This window comes from Mesorhizobium silamurunense (assembly GCF_014843905.1).
Lineage (GTDB): Bacteria > Pseudomonadota > Alphaproteobacteria > Rhizobiales > Rhizobiaceae > Mesorhizobium > Mesorhizobium silamurunense.
The window spans coordinates 14,520-36,781 of the sequence record NZ_LPVS01000017.1; the positions used below are offsets into that span (position 1 = coordinate 14,520).

General features: G+C 61.2%; 19 protein-coding genes. 4 read left to right on the forward strand and 15 right to left on the reverse strand.

Annotation, left to right across the window (positions count from 1 at the left end):
- Positions 1 to 55 precede the first annotated feature (55 nt).
- The 4 genes from AU465_RS04060 to AU465_RS04075 all read right to left on the reverse strand — a co-directional run bounded on the left by AU465_RS04060 (position 56) and on the right by AU465_RS04075 (position 2,039).
- Complete coding sequence (locus tag AU465_RS04060; protein WP_192244283.1) at positions 56 to 736, reverse strand: lytic transglycosylase domain-containing protein; 681 nt, start codon at positions 734 to 736, stop codon at positions 56 to 58.
- The gene (locus tag AU465_RS04065) at positions 724 to 1,272 is read right to left on the reverse strand and encodes a S26 family signal peptidase (RefSeq protein ID WP_192244285.1); all 549 of its coding nucleotides are present in this window, start codon (positions 1,270 to 1,272) and stop codon (positions 724 to 726) included. Before AU465_RS04065 ends, AU465_RS04060 begins: the two co-directional genes overlap by 13 nt.
- The gene (locus tag AU465_RS04070) at positions 1,269 to 1,538 is read right to left on the reverse strand and encodes a helix-turn-helix transcriptional regulator (RefSeq protein WP_192244287.1); all 270 of its coding nucleotides are present in this window, start codon (positions 1,536 to 1,538) and stop codon (positions 1,269 to 1,271) included. The genes AU465_RS04065 and AU465_RS04070 overlap by 4 nt, the downstream gene beginning before the upstream one ends.
- A 177-nt stretch (positions 1,539 to 1,715) precedes the next feature.
- Positions 1,716 to 2,039, reverse strand: a complete 324-nt coding sequence (locus AU465_RS04075) for a DUF736 domain-containing protein (RefSeq protein WP_192244289.1) — start codon at positions 2,037 to 2,039, stop codon at positions 1,716 to 1,718.
- Positions 2,040 to 2,857: 818 nt separating this feature from the next.
- Here AU465_RS04075 and AU465_RS04080 point away from each other — a divergent pair.
- On the forward strand, positions 2,858 to 4,039 hold the full coding sequence (locus AU465_RS04080) for a TlpA disulfide reductase family protein (protein WP_192244291.1): 1,182 nt from the start codon (positions 2,858 to 2,860) through the stop codon (positions 4,037 to 4,039).
- A 22-nt stretch (positions 4,040 to 4,061) separates the two neighbouring features.
- On the opposite strand, the gene AU465_RS04085 is transcribed toward AU465_RS04080, so the two are convergent.
- Positions 4,062 to 4,310, reverse strand: coding sequence for a hypothetical protein (locus tag AU465_RS04085; protein ID WP_192244292.1), 249 nt, complete (start codon positions 4,308 to 4,310; stop codon positions 4,062 to 4,064).
- 120 nt (positions 4,311 to 4,430) lie between these two features.
- Here AU465_RS04085 and AU465_RS04090 point away from each other — a divergent pair, with 120 nt between their 5' ends.
- Positions 4,431 to 6,701, forward strand: a complete 2,271-nt coding sequence (locus AU465_RS04090) for a S8 family peptidase (RefSeq protein ID WP_192244293.1) — start codon at positions 4,431 to 4,433, stop codon at positions 6,699 to 6,701.
- A 312-nt stretch (positions 6,702 to 7,013) separates the two neighbouring features.
- On the opposite strand, the gene AU465_RS04095 is transcribed toward AU465_RS04090, so the two are convergent.
- From AU465_RS04095 to AU465_RS04105, 3 genes are all read right to left on the reverse strand, one after another.
- A complete protein-coding gene (locus tag AU465_RS04095) occupies positions 7,014 to 8,744 on the reverse strand; it encodes a ParB/RepB/Spo0J family partition protein (RefSeq protein WP_192244294.1) in 1,731 nt (576 codons plus the stop codon).
- A gap of 76 nt (positions 8,745 to 8,820) precedes the next feature.
- Positions 8,821 to 9,240: a DUF2958 domain-containing protein gene (locus AU465_RS04100; protein ID WP_192180377.1), complete on the reverse strand. Its 420-nt coding sequence runs from the start codon at positions 9,238 to 9,240 to the stop codon at positions 8,821 to 8,823.
- A gap of 128 nt (positions 9,241 to 9,368) precedes the next feature.
- Positions 9,369 to 10,331 carry an ArdC family protein gene (locus AU465_RS04105; RefSeq protein ID WP_192244295.1) on the reverse strand — a complete coding sequence of 321 codons (963 nt, stop codon included), beginning with the start codon at positions 10,329 to 10,331 and terminating at the stop codon, positions 9,369 to 9,371.
- Positions 10,332 to 10,864: 533 nt separating this feature from the next.
- Here AU465_RS04105 and AU465_RS04110 point away from each other — a divergent pair.
- Entirely contained in the window at positions 10,865 to 11,125 is a 261-nt protein-coding gene (locus tag AU465_RS04110; RefSeq protein WP_192244296.1) for a hypothetical protein, read from the forward strand.
- Positions 11,126 to 11,232: 107 nt separating this feature from the next.
- On the opposite strand, the gene AU465_RS04115 is transcribed toward AU465_RS04110, so the two are convergent.
- Positions 11,233 to 13,140 carry a putative bifunctional diguanylate cyclase/phosphodiesterase gene (locus AU465_RS04115; RefSeq protein WP_192244297.1) on the reverse strand — a complete coding sequence of 636 codons (1,908 nt, stop codon included), beginning with the start codon at positions 13,138 to 13,140 and terminating at the stop codon, positions 11,233 to 11,235.
- Positions 13,141 to 13,511: 371 nt separating this feature from the next.
- Positions 13,512 to 15,386 carry an acyltransferase family protein gene (locus AU465_RS04120; RefSeq protein ID WP_192244298.1) on the reverse strand — a complete coding sequence of 625 codons (1,875 nt, stop codon included), beginning with the start codon at positions 15,384 to 15,386 and terminating at the stop codon, positions 13,512 to 13,514.
- 46 nt (positions 15,387 to 15,432) lie between these two features.
- Between AU465_RS04120 and AU465_RS04125 the strand changes: the two genes are divergently transcribed.
- Positions 15,433 to 15,642, forward strand: coding sequence for a transposase (locus AU465_RS04125; protein WP_192244299.1), 210 nt, complete (start codon positions 15,433 to 15,435; stop codon positions 15,640 to 15,642).
- Positions 15,643 to 16,017: 375 nt separating this feature from the next.
- Here AU465_RS04125 and ubiM read toward each other — a convergent pair whose 3' ends face one another.
- The 5 genes from ubiM to ccoG all read right to left on the reverse strand — a co-directional run bounded on the left by ubiM (position 16,018) and on the right by ccoG (position 22,134).
- Entirely contained in the window at positions 16,018 to 17,199 is a 1,182-nt protein-coding gene (ubiM, locus tag AU465_RS04130; protein WP_192244391.1) for a 5-demethoxyubiquinol-8 5-hydroxylase UbiM, read from the reverse strand.
- A gap of 405 nt (positions 17,200 to 17,604) precedes the next feature.
- On the reverse strand, positions 17,605 to 17,799 hold the full coding sequence (gene ccoS, locus AU465_RS04135; protein ID WP_192244300.1) for a cbb3-type cytochrome oxidase assembly protein CcoS: 195 nt from the start codon (positions 17,797 to 17,799) through the stop codon (positions 17,605 to 17,607).
- On the reverse strand, positions 17,796 to 20,081 hold the full coding sequence (locus tag AU465_RS04140; protein WP_192244301.1) for a cation-translocating P-type ATPase: 2,286 nt from the start codon (positions 20,079 to 20,081) through the stop codon (positions 17,796 to 17,798). Before AU465_RS04140 ends, ccoS begins: the two co-directional genes overlap by 4 nt.
- Positions 20,078 to 20,575 carry a FixH family protein gene (locus tag AU465_RS04145; protein ID WP_192244302.1) on the reverse strand — a complete coding sequence of 166 codons (498 nt, stop codon included), beginning with the start codon at positions 20,573 to 20,575 and terminating at the stop codon, positions 20,078 to 20,080. The genes AU465_RS04140 and AU465_RS04145 overlap by 4 nt, the downstream gene beginning before the upstream one ends.
- Positions 20,572 to 22,134, reverse strand: coding sequence for a cytochrome c oxidase accessory protein CcoG (gene ccoG / locus AU465_RS04150; protein ID WP_192244394.1), 1,563 nt, complete (start codon positions 22,132 to 22,134; stop codon positions 20,572 to 20,574). The genes AU465_RS04145 and ccoG overlap by 4 nt, the downstream gene beginning before the upstream one ends.
- Between the last annotated feature and the right edge of the window lie 128 nt (positions 22,135 to 22,262).

Genomic DNA, 22,262 nt, shown 5'->3' on the forward strand with positions numbered 1-22,262 from the left:
TTTATCTTGCCTTACGCGCCCTGCCCTCCCCGACGCCCCCGCCTGCACATCACCTCTAATCCGGCTTCTTCCGCCCCGTGCCATTCGTCCCGAGCGGCACGAAGAGATCACCGTTGCTTTCACCGGGGCGCACGCCATCATGAAGGAAGAACAACGAGCTTCCGGAGGGAGCGTTTTGTCCTTTTGGAGCGGCCGATTCGTCTTTGAGTTCGTTCATGTCGGCGGCCGAAATCCCCGTTGCCTTCAGCTGTGTGAGGTAGGCAACGGTCTCCTTTGGCAGCGGCTTTCCACGCTTCAAATGGTCTTTGTAGCGCTCCGGTCCGGCGTTATAGGCGGCAAACAGGCCAGGGAATCCGAACCGGTCATACATGGCGCGCAGATAGCCGGTCCCGGCCAGAATATTGTCGCGCGGATCGTGCGGATCCGGTCCCAGACCGTATTCGACACGCATGTCCTGATAGGTGCCAGGCATCACCTGCATGAGGCCCATCGCGCCGGCGCGTGAAGTGATGGGGCGGCTGTCGAGCAGGGTCTTGCCGCTGCTTTCAGCATTCATGACGGCGTAAATCCAGGCTTTGGGAATGCGGAAGCGTCTGCTTGCTTCCGCTACGAACTCCTGCCATCGTTGAAGCTGCGGATCACGGGAGATGACGGCCGGCTCAGCGCCGGTCGAGGCGGAACAGGCGCATGGCGCAATGGCGATCATGCCGAGCATCAGGAGGGTCACTCGGTCCATAGCGGCACGAGCCTCCCGATGATATTTGCGGCCGGCACCGGCCCGAAATAGCGGCTGTCGAAGGATCGGTCCGCGTCGTCGCCGAGCAGGAAAAGCTCGTCGTCAGCGAGCTTGCGGCACCCGTTCCACCATGGCAGCGTACGGCCTTTGGCGTCGGTTGCGAGCCGGTGGGCGACGATCTCGCCGCCGATGATGATGGCGTCGTTGAAGGCGCAGACATGCTCGCTAGGCAGCGCGGCAAGGCGCTTCACCAGCGGCACGTTGCGAGGCAGATAGCCGCGTTCGGCGGCGAGACCGGCAACCGATTTTGGTGGCAAGACGAGCACGAGATCGCCTCGAGCCGGTGCTGCAAACCCGATGCGATAGAGGCCGACGGGCGCGCTCGCCGATGCGTTCCAGACCAGCCAGGGCGATGGCTTGACGACGTCGGCGAAGCCGATCAGACCCAGGCCAAACGCGGCAATGATGATCGTGTTGCGCGCCCGGATGCGCCGCAGGCGGCTGCCGATCAGACGAATGGAAGGGCGCCGGCTCATGAGCGGCCTCCCTCGCCGGCGGCGCTAGGACCGGCGTCGCCATCTTCGGGCGTAGCGTCCTGCGAGCGGCCTTTCGACCAGTCGTCAAGCTCGTCGATGTGGTAGCGGACATAGCGGCCGTGCTTGCGGAATTTCGGGCCGCCGCCCTTGAGCCGCATCTTTTCCAGCGTGCGCTGGGAGAGCCCGATATAGAAGGCGGCTTGGGCTGTGTTGAGAAACGGGCTGCCCTTCTTGGCGCGGGCCGCGCGTTCGTTTTCGTCGTCCATCATGGTCCTCGTTTCGCTTAAGGAGAAGCGAAGGCGAGGATGGGCGAGCGAGATCGTCTCGGGGACGGGCGAAGAGTCGGGGGAGAGTTTTCGCCGCCCCTTGGAGTGGCGAGCTTCGCAGGAGAAACCTGGAAAGTGCCCCGCGCCGATTGCGGCGCGAGGCACGAGTTCGGCCGTTCAGTCGGCCGGATTCCAGATGATGGCGTAGGTGTCGTCATCGTCCTGGCCGGCGGCGCGGCCGAGATTGGCGTAGAGCTTGCGCGGGCCGAACTCCGGGGCGGCGATCGACAGGCTCACATAGTCCTTGCCAGAGGTCTCGCCGGTACGGATCCAGCCGGCACCCACTTCGACCCCTTGCGTCAGCACCCGGAAGTCGGGATGGTTGTCGGCGCTCTTGGCCTGATTGGGCACGATGTCGATGTCGGCGCGGACGCTGAGCGTCTTGAGCTGGCCCTTGTAGCCGCCGTTTTCTTGGCTAGTGACGTAACCGATCGCGGTCATTTGAAGTCTCCTTTTGCTGTCGCCGGGGACCATTCCCCTGCGATGGCGGACCGTGATGGGCGCGTCGGGACCGCCCGAACCCGACAGGGCCACAGCGGCAGCGCAGGACCCGAGCGGGCAGCTTTTTTGAAGCGAAGCGGCGCGAGGAAGCCGCCGCAGGCGGCGGGGAAAAAAGCTGTTGGCGAGGGTTTCGGGCGGGCCGGATCCGCCCATAGGTCAACAAGCCAGCCGCAGGGGATGGTCTTTGAAGAGAGCACGGAGACGGTCGCGCGAACGGGTGACGCGACGAGCAGCAGGCAAGGCAGGGCGACGGCTTGCGCGCTCTGACGCATCCCGGATCGGCATAGTTGCCCATGCGCATGGCGCCTGAGCAAGCATGGCAGCGTGCTGCAGCGCTGCCGAATGGCGTCGAATTGGCGTCGGGTTTCCTCGCGCAATACGCGCTCGAAGACGTCAAATGTGCAGTCGGCACCGCCCGGAAAGGCCCCAAGCGGCGCCGTGCGGAACCGCCTTCAAGCTCGGGTGATGTGTGTCCAAGACCTGACAGCGAACACAAGACATGTCGGGTTCAATACAACCGGCCATCTCGAGCAAATGGCGGTTTTTCGAAGCCTAATCATGCGCTTATTGCGCGATGAGCGCGCTGGCACGGCCTTTGCAAATTGAGATGCGGCAACACTGAGTGAAGGCTGATTGCATGCAGACGCGCGAGACGAGCGATGTTCTCCTTTCCTTGAACCCGTGTGCCCCTCTCTTAGGGGGAAAACAAGCTCGCGCATAAGGTCGCGCAACCTTTGGCAATAGCTTTGGAGAGCAACATGGTATTGCAGATGGAGTCGCCGGCTCCTTCGATTAAAGTCGAGGACTGGCTGCGTGGCGAGCCCCTCGCAAACTTCCAGCCTGGCAAAGTGTACATCGTCGAATTTTGGGCAACTTGGTGCGGACCATGTGTGACGGCGATGCCCCATCTGGTGCAGCTGCAGGAGCAATACAGGGAGAGCGGAGTTGAGATCGTCGGAGTCGCGGCTTCTGAAGACGCTCCAACGGCCGATGAGGCCCGCACCAAGTTGGATGCGTGGTTGACCGAAAAGTGCTCGAATCTGAACTATCGGATCGCGTTCGACCACACTGGCGAAATGAACAAGCTTTGGAGGAAACCCAGCTTTTCTGTCGGGATTCCAGCCTCGTTCGTGGTCGACCGAGACGGCCACATCGCCTTTGTCGGTCATCCGATGCAACTCCATGAGGTTTTGCCGAAAGTGCTTAACGGCAGCTGGCGCGCCAGCGATGAAGCTAAAGCGGCCGATGCGGAGCGAATTGCCAGGCACCAACGCAAAGCGCGCGAACTGACGCTGACCAACCCGATATACGCCAAACTTCGGCCGGCGATGGAGGCCCAGGATTGGACGGCGGCGCTCTCGGCTGTCGAAGAGGGCGTCGCCTTGATGCCCGACAATATCGACTTGCGGGAGACTCAGGCGAATCTACTGCTTCACAAAATGCGCGACATGCAGACCGGCTTGCCGGTTATGCGCCAGTTGGTTCGCGACGCGATCCGCAAAAAGTTCGAGGCCGAGCATTGGACGGCTATGGCCCTGGACCAACTCTTCGATCCCGCGACGGACAACTCGCATCTCCCGCCTGCTGAGCGCTTTGAGATGGGCAAGGAGCTCTCCGAACAGATCCTGGCCCTGAATCCCCCGCAAGGCGACGGCCCCAAGTTCTGGTCTTACCCGGCGGTCGCTCGGTACTATCATGAGAGTGGCAACAAAGATCGCGCGATCGAGTTGGTCGAGCTGGCATTGAAGTCACTGGACGATCCTCAGATCTCGGACGGACTGAAACAGCGCCGTCTACCGGATTTGCTGCAGGCGCTGGCCAATTACAAGGGTGAGAAGGTTTGTTACGGCGCTCTCTGTGCGGCTCCGCAAAACAATTTCCCGAAGGTGCCAAAGCGCGCCCGGACGAGGACAAAACATAAAACCGAGGAGAAAACGTAAAGAGGAGTGATGGTCGGAATGATTACTGGCCAATCCATTTCTCCGGCGTGGCCGCTGCACGCAGGGTCCATGCAGCACCTGCCGTTTGCAGCAGGTTAGAGACTCCAACCTTGCGATGAAACGGCCGCATCGCGGCCAGCTGAAGTGCGGTGCGGAACTTCGTCCGCGTCGACGGCACGCAGAAGGTGGAGAAGGAGAATTTGACTTGAAGATGCACAAGAGGACTTCTTGAATGACCTTCCTTGACGTTTGCACCATAAGTTCGGCGCATCGCTGCCCCCTCTCCACCCTTCGCAAGCATCTCAAAACGACAGTTGTATTAACGGCGGCGCTGCTCGCCGCAGCGTCGGCGCGAAGTGAGGCGCGGCAGTATGTTGATGCTGACGGCAGCATGACCTCCGACCTGGAAGCCGCGCGCGCGAGCTGGCGCAATGACGTCGAATTCAACGGCAACGTCGGGCTCGGAGTCATCAACGCGGATGCCGCCTATGCCTTGGGCTTCACCGGCAAGGATGCGAATATCGGCTTCATCGACCAGCCGGTCTGGGCGGCGCATCCAGAGTTTGCCGGCCGGCTGACCTTTCTCCCCACCTCAGGCACGCGCGTCTATACAGACCCTTACATTCCGGTCGAAGCCGGCGATCCGTTTGTCGCCGACGGCCGGCAGTACATCGACGGCTCGGACACTGTTTCGGCGCACGGGACCCATGTGGCGGGCATCGCCGGCGCCAACAGGGACGGGACCGGCACGATGGGCGTGGCGTTCGACGCCAACCTTTTCGCCGCGAACAGCTACGACCCCGGACCCGAGGATGGTCGAGTGAAGGGCAATGACGGTGCCGTTTATGGCGCGGCCTGGCAGGTGATGATCGATGCCGGCGTCGATATCGTCACCGACAGCTGGGGCATCGGCCTATCGAGTTCGTCGTGGTCCTACGTGCAGGCCTATTCGCAGTTCCAGGAGATCGAGGCGATCCGCGGCACGCCCGATGGCGGCGCCTATGACGGCGCCATCAAGGCGGCACGCAGCGGCATCGTCGTCGAATTCTCGGCCGGCAACGACGGCGGGCGGCAGCCGGATGCGATGGCTGGGCTTGCCAGCTTCGTGCCCGACATCGAAAAACACTGGCTGACGACGATGAGCGTCGTCGCCGATGCGAAAAACCCGCAAGGCTATTCGAAGAGCAGCTCGTCCAGCATTTGCGGCTACGCGAAGTATTATTGCGTCGCCGCGCCAGGAACCCAGATCAACAGCAGCATTCCAGGGAGCGACATTGTCGGCCTTAAGCGGGGCGACATCGTCCACGAGTACCGTCTGCACGCGGCTTACCACAAGGTCGGCGGTACCTCGATGGCCGGTCCATTCGCCACCGGCGCTTTCGCCGTGATGAAAGAACGCTATCCCTACCTCGCCAATGGCGAGCTCAACGAGATTCTCAAGACGACGGCAACTGACTTCGGCGACGCCGGCGTCGACGACGTTTTCGGCTGGGGGCTCATCGATCTGGGGAAGGCGCTGAAAGGCCCCGGTCAGTTTCTGGGGCGCTTCGAGGCAAAGCTGCCCGGCTTTTATCGCGGCTCCGGCGAGGAGGTCTGGAGCAACGACATTTCGCAGGGCGGCCTGGATCAGCGCAAGGGCGAGGACCAGCAGACGATCGCCGATTGGGAAGCAAGGAAGATCGCCGAACGTTGGCAGAACGGGGTGAGAGAGGAGGCCATCCAGAAAATCAGGAACGACGTCGCGGCAGAAGTGACGCCCGACGCCTTCAGCGAGGCGATCAAGCTGGTGCGGGTTAGCTACGAAGCGGCCGACGCTGTGGCATGCGAAGGCGGCTCCGAAGAGGCCTTCAACGCGGCTGAGAAGGCCATGCATGCAAATCCGATCGCCGTCGCGCTATGGAACGCATTCGGTGCCATGGCACCCAACACGAGCATTCCGCAGACGGCGCAATTCGTCGACTTCACCGGTACTCCCGAAGGGAGCCTTGATACGATACGGGCAACGATCGCCGAGGAGCGGGTCGCTGGGGCAATTTCCGAGTTCAACGCCTATGAGGCACTCGTGCCCACACTCGCCGCCAAACGCACCGAGCCCAACAACTATTCGGGAGGCCTTACCAAATCCGGCATCGGTACACTGCGGCTAACCGGCCACAGCACTTATAGGGACGATACATTGATCAACGGCGGCCTACTTGCGGTGGACGGCTCGATCACCTCGAAAGTCGTCGCAAATATGGGCACGTTGGGAGGCATCGGCGCAGTGGGCGGCATTGAAGTAGCCGTCGGCGGCATCGTGTCGCCCGGTAACTCGATCGGCACGCTGACGTCGAACGGCAACGTGATCTTCGACAAGGGCAGTGCACTCCACATCGAGGTTGACGAAGACAACAGCGACCAGCTCGTCGTCGACGGCCCGGTCAGGCTGTCGGGGGGCGTGGTGACGGTCACCCCGCCAGCCGGCGCCGACCCAGAGGCGCTCATGGACCGGACCTATACCATTATCACCTCGACCGGCGGAGTCAGCGGCAAATTCGATGACGTGCAAGGAGATGCCTTCAGCGACACGACGCTGTTATACCTGCCGAACGAAGTTCGCCTCCATGTGACTCGCAATGCCACGGCTTGGTCGACTTCGCCCATACCGGAAACCAAAGGGTGACGGCCGCTATCGAAGCGGGGGCTCGGCAATACGATCCATCCAAGCGAACACGTTTCCGCTACGCACCAAACCCCCTCGGGAGAAATTCACGGCACGCTGAAAAGGGTATTGGCGCAAGACGGCAATTCCTCGGCCAGCGGCTATCGATCGGGTTGCATTCCGCCTTCGGCGGCGTTGCGGGACGCTATGCTCGGCGGTGTCGTCAACCGCCATACTGCCGCTGACGAGCTTGCGGCCATGTGCGCTTCTCGGCTGGCGCCCGGGCGCCCAAGGGGCGGCACTTGAGAGAACCGCCGCTCGGGCTTCACAGGCCTATTGCCAGGCGAACAACGCCTGAACTCTAGCCCACTGATCGGCGGTGCGGAAACCGTCGCGGGTCCTGTAGCTTTCGGCCGGGAATTTCATCCAGCGCGGCAGCCAGGCCTCGACTTGTCTGCGACCGTTTTCGCCCGCCAGGAAGTCGCGGATGATCTTCTTTTGCGTCTTTACCTTCTCGGCGACATTGCTGTCCGCGACATGCTTGCCGCCGACATCGGCGAGCATCGAATTGGCGATTTCCTTGTCGCGCAGCAGGTCGAAGAAGGCGTCATCGGGTTGCCAGTAAGCGCCCATGTCGACGCTCAGATGGTTGCCGAGCGCCTCGATGACGGCGCTGCCGGCCTCTAACGTCTCGGCCATGACGATGGCCAAAACGCGCATGACGTCATCGTCGGCGAGCGCCAAAAGCCGGGCGAAGACGCTGGCGGTAGCAAAGGCGTCGCCATTGCCGCCGGCGACCCTGCCATCCTCGTCCGGCACGGCGAGCAGGGCCAACACCTCACGCTGCTTTTCGGCGAATGCGGCTTCGGCCTTGCAGCCGGCAAGGCTGGCCGTCACCGACGCGCTGGCCGCGCGCTGCGGCTCGCGGCGCACCTGCCACAGGCCGGAACCGGTGATGGCATGCGCCACCATCAGGCGCAGCGCTACTGCCGGATGGTCGAGCATGGCCGTGCGCACGGCGGCGTGGCGGTGCAGATCGACATAGTTCTGCATCGGGCCGGTGAGTTCCGGACGCGACGGCTTGGCGAGCGTTTCAGCTTCGTCTGGCCCCTCGCCTTTATCGCGGGCGCGCCGGGCTTCCCTGCGCGAGAGCCAGCCCTCGTGACACTCAACCTCGCCGCGATGGGTCACCGCAATGAAGACCTTGCCGCCCTTTTTCTTCGGCGTCTTCTCGTAATCCCATGAGTGGAAATGCTGTCCCGGTTCCAGCACGACCACCTCGCACCAGCCGGCTTCCAGATAGGCGTCGCGTGTGGCGGCAATCGCTTCGTTCTGTTTTTGCCAGAACTGGTCGGCATCGGCGAAATAGCTGTCCTGGCCGAACAGATCGGAGACGGTCAGGCCGGGATAATCCTCGATGGCAAACAGCGCCACCTTGGTGGAGATCGACTGGCCACCGAACAGCCATTGCTTCAACTGAAGCCCAAGCGGCGCGTATTGTTCGGGATCGGCAAACAGCGCCAGCCAGTCTTTCTGCTGCGCCTTGGAGGCCATGGTGAGATAGCGCGCCGTCTCGGCGTCGATCTCGTCCCGCCGATAGGCCTCGCGGATCTTGGGCAAGAGGTCGCCAAGCGCCAGGATGCGTTTGATCATCAGCTCGGTGATGCCAAAGGTCGCGGCGATGTCGGGAACGGTGCGACCCTGGCTGATAAGCCGCGAAAACGTCTCCCATTGCGAGACTTCGTCGGGATCGAGGCGGGCGATGTTTTCGATCAGCGAGGCTTCGAGCGCATCGGCGTCGTCGCCGTCCTCCATGATGGCGCAGGGCAAGGGATCTTCCTCGCCGCGCTCGTCGGCGATCGATTTCGCGGCGAAATAGCGCCGCCTGCCGGCGACGATCTCGAAGCTTTCCGGCTCGCCATTGGGCCGCACCAGAAGTGGCACAAGAACGCCGCGCGCGCGGACGGAGGGCAGAATGTCGGAGATATCAGGCGCGCGTTTTCCGTGGCGCATGTTGGCAGCGGAAATCTTGAGCCTATCAAGCGGAATGTGGGCAAGCTGCATGGTTACTCTCCTTCGCTTTGGTTGGGGTTGTCCCCGCCGCGGAGGCCGCAGGTCGCGCGGCGGGACGGTTTTGCGCCTATCGACGCGCTAGTCCCGCCGTGTTTGGCGGAAGCTCGGAATGGGATTTTGAAAGGGCGTCTGCTGCCTGTCGCAGAAGCCGCTCGGCTTCGGTGATGTGGCCGGCGCAGCGCGCGGCCTCGGCATAGACGGAGAGCGCAAAGCTGGCGTGAAAATAGAGGTCGCGCTCGATGCCGAGGCCAAGCCGGCCCTTGACGCTTTCAAGCTCGGCAAGGCTGACGCTGCCGAGTTCGGGAAAGCCGAAGCCGAGGTCGCAAAGGCCGAAAAGCGTGTCGCCATCGGCATCGAGTTCGGCCAGAAGCCAGGTCGCCGGCCCGGTCGGATCGAACAGTTTCACGACCGGGACATGGTCGGTTTCGGTGTCGGCTGCGCCATTGGCGAGAAGCCGGGCGCGTAGGTGATCGGTGATCAGGATCATGGCAAGAGTTCCTCTTCAGAACGGGTCGAGTTGGTTGCGGGCGGCTTGGTGGAAGCGGCCGATATCGCGCGGCTTCTGCGCCGCGCGGGCGGATGCCGGGAATTTCGGTGTGTGGGGTTCGCGCGCGCTCATGCCGCGATCTCCTCTCGGTCCGCGCCTTCGGCCTCGCCGTTACAGCCAAGCAGGAAATCGGTGGCTTTGGAGGCTTGGCTGGCGGCGCGGAAGATGGCGCGGTTGTCCTCGCGCAGAACCTTCAGCCATGAGCCGATATAGTCGGCATGGCGCACGGTCGGTTCGATGCCGAGACTGCTGCAGACGAAGGCGGCAGTGATTTCGGCGACCAGTTCCTCGCGCGCGTAGCTCTTGGAGCCGAAAGAGCCGGAGAGGTCGCGAGCGAGCCGCGTCGGGTGGCCGGTCCAGTGGCCAAGCTCGTGAAAGCAGGTGCGGTAGTAGTCGATCTGCTGGAAGAAAGCGGGCTGCGGCGGCACCTGAATGGAGTCGCTGCTCGGCATGTAGAAAGCGCGATCGCCGCCGATCCTGAAATCCGCGCCGCTTCTGCGGATAAGAGCCTCGGCCTGCGGGACGATCTCGCGCTGAGGCAGCGGCTCGGCGGCGGCATGGAGATGTTCGGGCAGGTTATCGCACTGCGCGACATTGAAGACGGTAAAGCGCTTCAAAAAAGGAACGGCCTGCGGCTCGTCGCCATCGGCCTTGGCGCGTTCTTTTTCGTCTTTGGGAACAAAGCGGTCGGCATGCACGATGGTGGTGCCGCGCTCGCCCTTCCTGACATTGCCGCCAAGGCCGAGCGCCTGCCGGAAGGTCAGCCAGCTCTGGCTGGGGTAAGCGCGCTCGATCACCGCGCCCCACAGGATAAGGATATTGATCCCGGAATACCCGCGCCCGGTGGCGGCATTCCTCGGCAGGCCGAGGCCGGCCTTCGCGCTGCCCCATGGCTTGACCCATGGCACGGTGCCGCGCTCCAGCTCGGCAATGATGCGGTCGGTGATCTCCTGATAGAGGCTGGCGCCCGAGCGCCCGCCCTTGCCTGCGCCAGCCTCTCCGCTGGCGGAACGCTTGCTGTTTGCACGCATCGTTTTATCCTCCGCTCATCAATCGCGCGCCTTTCCCCGGAAGCGGGGTGGGCGGCGAAAAGCGACCGGAAAGGCCCGCCGTCGGAGGCGGACCGCATCCGAAGGACCGGAACGAAGAGGAGGACCCTGAGCGCCAAGCGAAGGGTTGCGGGATGCCGCGGCGGGCCTAGAAGGGAGTGCCGCCCACCCCGCGCCACCGGGAAAGGCCAAAAGACAGACCGCGCCGGCCGCCTGGCCGGCGACCGTCAGCAGCCGACAGGCTGCCCGCGCCAGGGGGCGAAGCCGAATGGCCGAGACCGCCTGAGCCTGGCCGAAGAAAAAGCGGGCTCGGTTCACGAGCACCAGGCGCGCGCCCCTCAGGCGCGCGGGCGCCCGCTGCGTCCGGAGGCTGGACAGAATCTCGCACGCATCAGCGTCAGGCGCCGCAGTTACGTCGAGAAACTCAATGACATCGAGACGCCGCTCTCGGATTATCCCATTTTGGGATATGCTGCGTTGGATCCAGCGCTCAACAGGCGAGGTTCGCAGCAGGCATGGATCGATCAACGGGAACAGATGAGTCTCGAAGCTCAACGCTGCGCGAGGAAGTCCCCTGGTCGGAGAACCTCACGAGCTACGACAGGGAGCATTTCACGATTTACCTGCGGATCCTGGACGCCTGCGCCGACAATGCCGGCGAAGAGGAGATGGCCGATCTCATTCTCGGCATCGACCCGGCGCTTGAACCGGTCCGCGCCCGCAAGGCTCTTCGCAGCCATATCGACCGGGCGAACTGGATGGTTACGACCGGCTAACTGTTCGCCGGCTGACGCGGAGCGCGGAGTGTCACGCTTTTCAAACAAGGAAGTCTCGATACCCTCATGAGCGCGCGGCCGCGAGAGATGGTGGCGGCGGGTGCCGGTCACGACTCCTTCGCGTGCTCTTTTGCTGCCAAATCGAGCGCCTGGCTCAGAGGCATCGCCTTAGAGAACAGAAAGCCCTGAGCGATTCTGCAGCCAAGCTTATGCAGGGTTTGGCGATCCGCCTCCGTCTCGACGCCCTCGGCCATGACCTCGATCCCGAGCGCCCTGCCAAGATCGATCACCGTTTTGACAAGCAGCCGGTCCTCTTGGGACCTGGCTAAGCCGCGAACGAAGCCCTGGTCTATTTTCACCTTGCGTATCCGGCTGTCCTTGAGCGACGCCAAGGTGGAAAAGCCGGTACCGAAGTCGTCGAGCGCGATGGAAATGCCGGCGTGTGAAAGCCGTGCGAGCTTTTCATCCACTCTGTCCGGGTCCACCGGGGATTCTTCGGTAATCTCGATTTCGAACATCGTTGCAGGCAGACCTTTTGCCGCCAGACCATCCAGAATCATGTCGTCGATATCGCCGGCTTCCAGTTCGCGCGGTGAAACATTCATCGCCACACGGACATCACGGCAGTCAGCCCTCACCAAACCGTCGATAAGAGCGCAACAGTCGGCGAAGACCGTTTGGGTCAGCAGCTGAAGCAGTCCGGTTTGGCGTGCGGCCGTGATGATTTCGGGTGGAGAGATGGAGCCATGAATCGGATGGGACCACCTTAGCAAGGCTTCAAAACCGACCACGGCCTCGGTGTCGAGTGTTACGATGGACTGGAACCAAGGCACCAGGCTTCTCGTCTTTATCGCCGAATGAAGGTCGCGTTCGATGGACTGGCGGCGTTGCAGTTCCCTGTCGAGTTCGGCATCGAACAGGCAAAATTCGTTCCTGCCACGACGCTTGGCCGTGTAAAGGGCGATATCGGCCCGCAACAACATTTCCGTCAGTCCCGGGCTTTCGGCCAAGTATATTCCGATAGATGCCCCGACCCGGACGGACGCGACCTCAGGATAGGGGCGGGTAACTTTGGCTATGATATTGGATGCGAGATTACTGGCAGAAAGCGAACTCCTGAGTGAGGGAAAAAACAGCACGAATTCATCGCCGCCGATGCGGGCGAGCGTTGAGCCTTCCGGTGCTTCCTGCTCTATGCGGCGGGCGATCCTGACAAGCAGTTCATCACCAGTCCTGTGGCCGTAGGTGTCGTTAACGGATTTGAACCCGTCCAGATCAATCAGCATGGCAACGAAGGGCCCGGCTGCAGTTTCGAACCGACCGATAGCGTGTTCGAGGCCACGCCTGTTAAGAAGGGCCGTCAGGTGGTCCTGCCTGGAATTGACCTCCATTTCGGCCGCAAGCCGCTCGGCCTCATGCCTGAGGCGGCTAGCATCGCGGAAGCGCGCTTGTCCGACAAACGCGGCTCGAACCAGGCCGCCCAGGAAGAGTAGAACGGTGAAAGCAAGAATATAGCCCTCAAGGTTGCCTTTCGCCAGCAAGCACCCCGCTGTGACGAGGAGCGGGGGTGTGATGAAGTTGGTCGCTGCCGCGGCGTATGAACTGCCATATGTAACCGCACCAGCTGCGATGCCGGCCAGAATAATCAGATGCAGCGGTGCGTGAGCTGTCGTGTATCCAACGGTCAGGACAGCAAGAAAGGACCAGGCAAACCCCGCCAGAAGAGCAAGGAGGCCAAACCAGCGAAGCCGCGGCGAAATCCGCGTTAGATCGCCCTGGCGTCTGGTGTCCTTCAGCTGATAACGGGCTAATGCGAGGCGGCCGACATTTATCGCATTGACGACCAGGAACCAGATCGCGGCGCCAGAGCCGTTGCCTGAAAGGGTCTGCACCGCCAGAATCAGGCCTGACAGAACAGTGCTTATGGGCATCGACACGAAGAGACCGGCCCTCAGGTCAGCAAGCTGATCCTGAAGGATTCCGGCCTCCAGCGTGTCTTCTTTCTTCAGGGCCATGGATGGGTTAGCTTGCTTCCGAGGATTTCGTCGCAGCGCAAGCCTATGCAGGCCCACTGAATGACGGGTTAACTATTCAGCGGGGTACAGCTTTTTGGAAACGTTCAGCCAAGAAATCACTGCCGAGGCCCGCTAGCCCGTCATAACAGCGTGTCAGGAGACGATTGGCGTAGGATTCGGTCGCTTAGGCCAGCCTTCTACCAACTCTCGCGAGCCAAACTCACCACGAGCGGCTCCATCTCCTCTGGCTATGGTCATCGCTGTAGCGGACCTCGGTGAGGCAGCATTGCGTTTGGCAATCCACCGGCGGTGCTCCTGCTGCTGGCGAGATTCATGTGGCCGAGAATGTGTACAAGACAACACGGCCCAGCTCACAAGTTGGCGGGATCGATGAGTTTTCGAGCGGCGTGCTTGGCGAAGTATCGTGCACCGCTCTGGGTCAGGTGAGCCGCATCATAGAAGATGGGGTGTTGCTTTTCATCTAGCACCACGCACTTATCTTGGTCGGGGCAAACTGATGAAAAGATGTCCAGATAGCGATTACCAAATTGCTGAGCCAGCATGTTGTTTATAAAGAGAGTGTCGGAAGCCTTGAACCGCGCAGCCAAGCTCCCGAGCCCGTCCAACTTCCCGTTCATGTTAACGAAATCGATGCTGCTCTTGAGGAGGTTCTTTCTACCTAGGACATATACGCGAGCTGGGCTGATTGACTCAATTTTGTCGGCGGCAGCACGCATGCGTTTCGCACCGTATCGTTCCCATAGGAACGCGACGATAACCACATCCGCCTTTTTGAGTGCGGGGCTGGAAAGGAGCGCGTTGCTTCTCTCTTTGCATTTCTCCTCAAGGGAAGGGTCTGACGTGGTGTAGATATTTTCTTGGTCCCAATACTGCTGATCATCGGCATATGGAATGTTGCAGCCATAGTTGAACGTATAGGTGACTATGTCGACGTTTCGCTCGTGGTTTCCTTCCAACAGGATGTTCGTAAAATCAGCGGACTGGCTGTCCCCCACGATGAGGATATGTTTTCTGCCAGGCTTAAAGGTGTTGCTGCTCAGGCGGATGTCATTCGCCCATACGTATTTCATGAGAACATCCATGTCGTAGCTGTTTACTCCGCGAAGCGCTTCTGGCAATCGCCAAGTCCAGCCTTTTGTAGCCCAGCTATGCAATGACGGTGCAACAATCAGGGCGGTGGCCGAAGTGCAGATCGTCACCAGCCGCCGGCCCTGCAAGGCATGGGAGTATCTTAGTGGACGCTCGATGAACCCATGAAGCAAATAGCCAAGCAGTATAGATAGAGCGATGGCGGCGACACCCTGGAACGTGTCGAGGTCGCGCCCGGTTGCATGGAGCCAGAAGACGACAATGGGCCAGTGCACGAGATAGATCGAATAGCTTGCCCGGCCAATCAATAGCGCCGGTGCGGTTTTAAGCGGCAAGGCAGCGACGGCGTTGCGCCCGCCGTAGATCATCATCGCGGTCCCTAGAGTGGGAAGTGCCGCATGCCATCCTGGAAACGACGTACCGGCATCGAACTGAAGAATGGCGTAAAGGATTGCCAAGCCACCGGTGGTGTAAGCAATGTCGGAAGACAGACGCCCTGGCGTCTTGGCCCACACAAGGGCGGCTCCGCAGGCAAACTCAAATATGCGAAACGGTGTAAGGAAGAACGCGGCCGTTAAATCAAAGCGCATAGCCAAAAGGCACGCCGTGAAACTGATGAGACCAAACGCGGCCACGGCCATAAGGGCCAGTCGGCCCATCCGCACCGAGGCAGAGATGATTACTGGCCAGATCAAATAGAATTGTTCTTCGACCCCAAGCGACCAAGTGTGCAAGAGTGGCTTGGTCGTTGCGGCTGCATCGAAATAGCCGCTTTGCATCCAGAAATAGACATTCGACAGCGACAGGATCGCCATCGCGGCAGAGCCGGAAAAGCTGCGAAAGTCCTCTGGGCCTTGGATGAATGCGGCACAAACGAATGTGACAAAGATCGTGGAAAATAGTGCTGGAAATAGCCGGCGTGCGCGCCGGGCGTAAAAGTCGGAAAAGCTGAATGTTCCGGCGCGCACCCGTTCAACAACTATCTTTGTAATCAAATAGCCACTGATCACGAAGAAGACGTCGACGCCGACATAGCCACCGGAAAGGGTTGAGAACCCTGCGTGGAATAGGACAACAGCAGAAACCGCAAAGGCACGAAGGCCGTCAATATCCGGCCGGTAGTCGAATCGATTCATTCGCTCCTCTAAGCACGGCCTCGGCTGTAACATCAAGGCATTCGCCATGGCCGACATCCTGCGCGCCCGTATCTTTGCGATCGCCTGCGGCTACGAGGATGCCAACGATCTCGACCGGGCTGCGCACCGACCCGGCCTTCAGGCTCGCCTGCGGACGATTCTGTGTTCGCAGCCGACATGCTCGCGACTGGAGAACCTGCCCAAGCTCAAGACGGCATTCAGCTCGGCGATGTGCTGGTCGACCTGTGGCTGTTGACCCGATGCCGCGCGCCCGAGACGGTGGCGCTCGACATCCACGATAAGCTCTAATTTCGAGGGGTTCAGCGTATCAATGCGACCGTAGCGGTGATCGACGCGTCGGCTCGGAAACCCGTGGTCATCATGACTTCGGGTGGTACGCCTGCCTCGTATAGCATTGCCGGCTGATTGTCGAAGTCTTGCCCAGCCATGCCTTGAACCGGATCCCATTTCGAGGCCTTGCAACGCAAGACCATGGAAGCGGCATTGGCAGGGGCAGAATTATCTGGTCGTCGCTCAGGAGATGAAGACGCGCGCTTAGACGGCGAGATAGAAAAGGAGCCCGGGGCGAGATCGCGTCCTCAGATTTGTCGACGGTATCGTGACTGTGGTCTCACCGCCTAAGCATGGCCGAAATGCCATGGCGAACAAATGGAAGATATTGGGCAAAGCGAAGTCCCGCATGTCTTGCAATCCGTGCCGCCGGGTGCTCGCCTGAGTACAGTCCGACAAGTATGTTCGTAGCATGATAGAGCGGTGCCGCTGACCGGCGAAGCCAGCTTTCGTACTTCTGGAGCGTGTCCGGATCGGCAATGTCGCGACGTTCGCGACATGCTGCCAGAATTTGATCGGCGAGTTGCTTCTGGCCGCTCAGGCCGATGTTGAAGCCATGCGCAGTCACCGGGTGCATGCCAATGGCAGCGTCGCCGATGAGTGCGGCGCTCGGAGCCCAGAATTTGTGCGCCCACGTCGTGACCAGCGGATAGCTATGGCGGGTGCTTGCCAAACTCATTTTTCCGAGGCGTTCTCGACACCGGTTTGTCAATTCCCTCAGGAACAAATCGTCGTCGAAAGCAAGCAGTCTATCGGCGTCGTTTAAAGGCAAAGTGAGAAGCAGCGACGACACACCTTCCGTGAGCGGCAACATCGCTATCGTCTGATGGTGATCGAACCATTCGACTGCGATCTGGTGATGGAGGCGCTCGTGCCTCACCCGGCAAATCAGCATCGCCTTGCCGAGCCGATTGATATCGGCGCCGATGCCGAGCAGGTTGCGCGTGGCGGACAACCGCGAATCCGCTGCAACGAGAAGCCGAGCGGTCAGTCGCCTGCCATCGGAGAGCGTTATGACTGCTCCTTTGTGGCTGTTTGTTGCATCAACGACCGAATGGCCGCATATCAGCTGGGCATGATCCTGCAAGCGGATGGTCTTGAACAGGGCATCGCGGATGCGACAATTTGGGACCAGAAATCCGAGTGGTTCCTCAGATCCTCTGGGAGGATCGAAATACACAGCGAAAGGGCTCGATCCGTTGAGCACGCGCGCGCCTTGCAGCGGTGATTTTTCCGAAGCGGGGATGGCATCCCAGGCGCCGACCTCGCGAAGGATTCTGATCGAGGCGTAGGTCAGCGCGATCTCGCGACCGTCGAAAGCCGGATTCGCCAGCCGTTCCAAGGGCTGCTGTTCAACAACTGCCACCTTCAGTTCGCTCTGCCCCAGCGACGCGGCGAAGGAAAGTCCGACCGGCCCGCCTCCGACGACAACGATGTCGAAACTGTCGTCGTAGCCGACCATCAGCGTTGCCGCCATCGAGTCGGCTATCTGCGTGAGATGCTGGTGGAGTTGAGCCACAAACTGTGGACCGATTGCGCTGGGTTCCAGTGCCCGCCGCGTCGCCTCGGCTGACTTTTGGCTTTGGCCATTCTTCGTGTCGGGTCTTGATCCAGACCGGTCGCCGAGGTGTTCGGCGGCGCGATTCATTGAAGGAGCCGACCACTCCTTGAAAAAACCCAAAAACCGCCAAGACGCTGATGGTGACGACTAAACTGTCCGTTAGACATGCGTTCTCCCTTGAAAGGCTGTCGACGAAACCACGCCGATGAGGAGATAACCTTGATCTGGATCAGCCAGACACGACAAATCCGGGCGACGCAGTCCTTCGACGACAGGGGCTTTTCACAAATCTACGTCAAGCGCAGCTTAGCTAAGCTGCGATGGAGCCTCAGCAGGTTGTTCGGCACAGCGATCTGGGTCAGCGTTCCGGTCGATGAGGATCCGCTCAGCGGCCCCGTGAAGATCCTCATATTGACCACTCCTCAAGGCCCACAGAAAGCCGGACAGCCCCAGAGCGCCAAGGAACAGAGCTGCTGGTATGAGATAGACGAGCGTCGTCATGACGGCTGCACCGATGCGTGAATACCCGAACGCGATGCCGAGGGAGCCCCCATCACCTCGGCGAGCACAAAACCCTGCAGGCGCAACGCATTTCCGATGACAAGCAGCGACGAAGCAGACATCGCTATCGCGGCGATCAACGGCGTGACATGCCCCAGAATAGCGATCGGCACCGCGATGGTGTTGTAGACGATCGCGATGGCGATGTTCTGCCGGATCACCCGCCCGGCTTTCCGCGAGGCGTCCAGGGCCAGGGGTACTGCCAAAAGGCTTTCGCGCAGGAAGACGAAATCGGCTGCGTTGCGGCCGATGTCGGCTGCGGTGGCCGGAGCGATCGAGACATGCGCCGCGCCCAGCGCTGGCGTGTCGTTGAGGCCATCGCCGACCATCAAGACCTTGTGTCCGTCTTTCGACAGCGCTTTGATGCGTTCGACCTTGCCGGAGGGAAGCAGCGCCGGAACAAAGCCGTCGATATCCAACATTTCCGCGACCTCGCCGCAGGCGTTTTCGGTATCGCCCGACAGCATTTCCACCGATACCTGTTGATCGTTCAACTTCACTATGGCCGCCCTGGCATCGGCACGCAGCGCGTCCTCGAAATCGAAGGTCGCCACAATGAACCCGTCTTTGGTCAGGACCGTTCCGCTATAGCCATGTTTGCCTTCACCGCCGGTCCGGGCCTTCCATCCAGCCCATCCGCGGCGACCCAGCCGCCAGGTGCTTCCGGCGTCAGCAGCTTCGATTCCAAAGCCCGGGTGCTCGGTAACGGCATCGAATTTATGGTGTTCGCCAAGCGCGGCAAAGCCGGCTATAGCCTTTGAAAACGGATGGCGGGAATGCGCGGCCATGTCTGCGGCGATTGCCAGCATGCCTGGATCGATCGAGGCCGCATTGACGAGCCGGGGCTGTCCGAGCGTAAGCGTTCCGGTTTTGTCGAACACCGCGGTATCGATCGTTGCCAGGCGCTCCATGGCCGAACCGTCCTTGACCATGATGCCGTTCTCGAACAGGCGTCGAGCGGCCACCACCTGAACGATCGGCACGGCGAGGCCGAGCGCGCACGGGCACGTGATGATCAGAACGGCAATGGCGATGGTTATCGCCCGGTGCCAGTCGCCAGACGCCGCCATCCAGCCAAGGAAGGTCGCGAAGGCGGTGAGATGAACCACCGGGGCGTAGAGCGCTGAAACGCGATCGGCGATCCGGCGATAATGCGCGCGACCGCCCTCAGCGGCTTCCATCAGGCGAACCATTTCCGCGAGGAACGAATCCTTAGCGGCGGCTGTCGCCTTGATCGTCAGCGAGCCGGTAAGATTGAGGACACCGGCCTGCACGGTTTCGCCCGGCGCCACGTTTCGGGGTGTGCTCTCGCCGGAGACCAGTGAACAGTCGAGATCCGAAGAGCCTCGAATGATCTTGCCGTCGACGGGAATCCTTTCGCCCGCCGCGATCAGCAGCTGCATGCCGGGTTCTATCTCGCCAACCGGCAGGTAGTCGCGCGTACCATCGTCGCGCAGTACTAAAGCGCCGCGCGCCGCCAGCCGTGACAGGCCGTTCACCGCGGTCCGGGCTCGTTCCCGCATCACGTGGTCGAGCGTGCGGCCGATCAGCAGGAAAAACAGCAGCGATACCGACGCGTCGAAGTATGCGTGGTCGCCATGGTTGATAGTTTCACAGAGGCTCATGGTGTAAGCAAGCGAGACCCCAACCGCAATCGGCACGTCCATGTTCATGCGACCGTGGCGCAACGCGTTCCAGGCCGAGCGGAAATAGATGCCACCGGCGAAGGCGAGCGCGGGGATGGCGATCAGCGCCGAGACCCAATGGAACAGATCGCGGGTCGCACCTTCGGCACCGGACCAGACCGAGACCGAAAGCAGCATGATGTTGCCTGCGGCAAAGCCGGCAACCGCGACGGCCCGGATCAGCTCGGAAAGCGTCTTGTCCTTCTCGCCGGTCTCTGGGTCGAACAGATGCGCTTCGTACCCAAGCCGTCCAAGCGCGGCGACAAACGGCGGAACCTCATTTCCGCGCCACCGGATCGCGACGCGTTTCGTCGACAGGTTGACGCGCGCGCCCTCGACGCGATCGAGCTTTGCAAGTGCTGTCTCGATCGTCTGGATGCAGCCCGCGCAATGAACCGTCGGTACTGAAAGATCAGTCTGGCGAAGGTCGTCGCCAAGCGAGCGACTCGCCAATTTGATCTCCTGGTTCGACGGCTGGACGGATGTGGCCCTGTCCAGAGCCAGCGCCATTTCGGCGCCCGGCGCACAGCAGCTCATTGCAGCGCTCCTTGGGAGATCATGATCCGACGGACGTCGCGATAGGGTTGCGCAAGGCCGGCATCGGCGTCGATTTCGACGATCCAGACGCCATCCCTCGGCGTGTGTTGCGCGGCAAATTCCTGGCCCACAGCAGAGGCCAGTGTGATGGACTTGTCCTCTGCCTCGTAGGCGGGATGGCGAAACAGCACCTTGACGCCTTGCAACGGAACCGGCTTGCCGTCGGCATCGCTGAGGTTGTAGCGGACTTCACCCCCCGCGATCGTCAATTTGCCCGTCCAGCCAAGTGCAGCCTGTACACGACCTTCCTCAGCCTTTTGGTTGAACTGCTGGCTCGCCACGTAGGTGTTTTCGACGACAAGGCCGGTCCAGCTGGTGTTGGCGAGTGTCGCCATGGTCAGATTGACGCCTATGACCACACCAAAAAAGGCAAGAATAGTAAGCAACATATGCTTGCCGGTGAATTCGCGGGGCTCTCGCGTATCAATGCTCATCTGGCGGTCTCCGGTGCGTTGAAGGTGGCTGTGTATTCGTCAGATTCGAAGCTCGCCATGTCCTCGACGCGGAACTTGAAGGTTTGCGCTGTGTCCTCCACCTGGTTCGCCGGCTGGCGCACGAAAACCTTCAGCATTTTCAGCCGGTCGGGTTCGACCGGGATGGCGAAGGAACGGGCCGCAGGCAGGTCGATGCCGACGACGCTCATTTCGGCTCCCTGCATGCCCTGCATGGTGACGACGATCGTCCTTGGCTCGGGGACCATGTTGAGCAGCTTGACGGTATAGCCGTTGCGGATGGAGCCGTCGGACAGCGTGACGAACTGCGGGTTGCGGTCGTGCAGAACGTTGACCTCGAGTCGGTCGCGCGTCAGCAGCGAATAGAGCAGCGCAAGCCCGACCGCCGACCACGCGCCCATGTAGGCGAAGGTCCGCGGCCGAAAGATCTTGCGAATGTGGAAATGCGCCAACCTGTCGGAGAACGTGCCGTCGGCAGTGAGCAGCAGCGAAGGCTTCACCGCGCCGGAACCACCCCCGGTCGCCACCGCCATATTGGCGTTGTAATCGGACAGCGTCGCATAGGAGATCAGCCCGCGCTTCTTGCCGAGCTTGTCCATGACGCCGTCGCAGGCATCGATGCAGAGCGCGCAGGTGATGCATTCGAGCTGCTGGCCGTAGCGAATGTCGATCCCCATCGGGCAGACCGCGACACAGGCATTGCAGTCGACGCAGTCTCCGACCGGCTGCCCCGCGGCCTGGACCCTCTTGGCGTGCCGCGACCGAGGTTCGCCGCGCCAGTCATTGTAGGTCACGGTGAGCGAATTTTCGTCCAGCATGGCTGCCTGGATGCGCGGCCACGGGCACATGTAGGTGCAGACCTGCTCGCGCATCAGCCCACCGAATGTGTAGGTCGTCGCCGTCAGCACGGCGATGGTGACGTAGGCGACCGGCGCGGCGGTGCCGGTGAACACCTCTCGAAGCAGAGTTGGCGCATCGGCGAAATAGAAAATCCAGGCGCCGCCGGTTGCCGCCGCAATGACCAGCCAGATGGTGTGCTTCGATACGCGCAGCACGAGCTTATGCGTGGTCCAGGGGCCGGCGTCGAGCTTCATGCGGGCGTTGCGATCTCCCTCGATCGCGCGCTCGACAACCAGAAACAAATCGACCCATACGGTCTGCGGGCAGGTATAGCCGCACCAGGCGCGGCCGACAGTGGAGGTGATCAGGAAAAGGCCGATGCCAGCCATCATCAGCAGGCTGGCGACGTAGTAGAATTCCTGCGGCCAGATCTCGATGAAGAAAAAGTAGAAACGGCGGTTGGCAAGATCGAGCAGCACGGCCTGGTCCGGGGCAAACGGCCCCCGGTCCCATCGCAGCCAAGGCGTCAGATAGTAGATGCCCAGGGTGATCGCCATCACCAGCCATTTGAAGCGGCGGAAACTGCCCGAGGCGCGCTTCGGAAAGATCTTCTTGCGTGGGGCATAGAGCGGCTGACGGGTCTTGGTGGAGTTGACCGCTTCGGCTTCAAGCCGTTCTACCGTTTTATCCAGCACGTGCATCTCCAGTCGCGCGCAGCCGATGACATTGCCGTTCAACCGAACTCGTCTGCTTCGGCTGACGTCCGGAATGCTACGTTGAGCAAGCTTTGCCGCGGGCAGCGCCGCGTTGATGCAGGTCAATCGCCGCA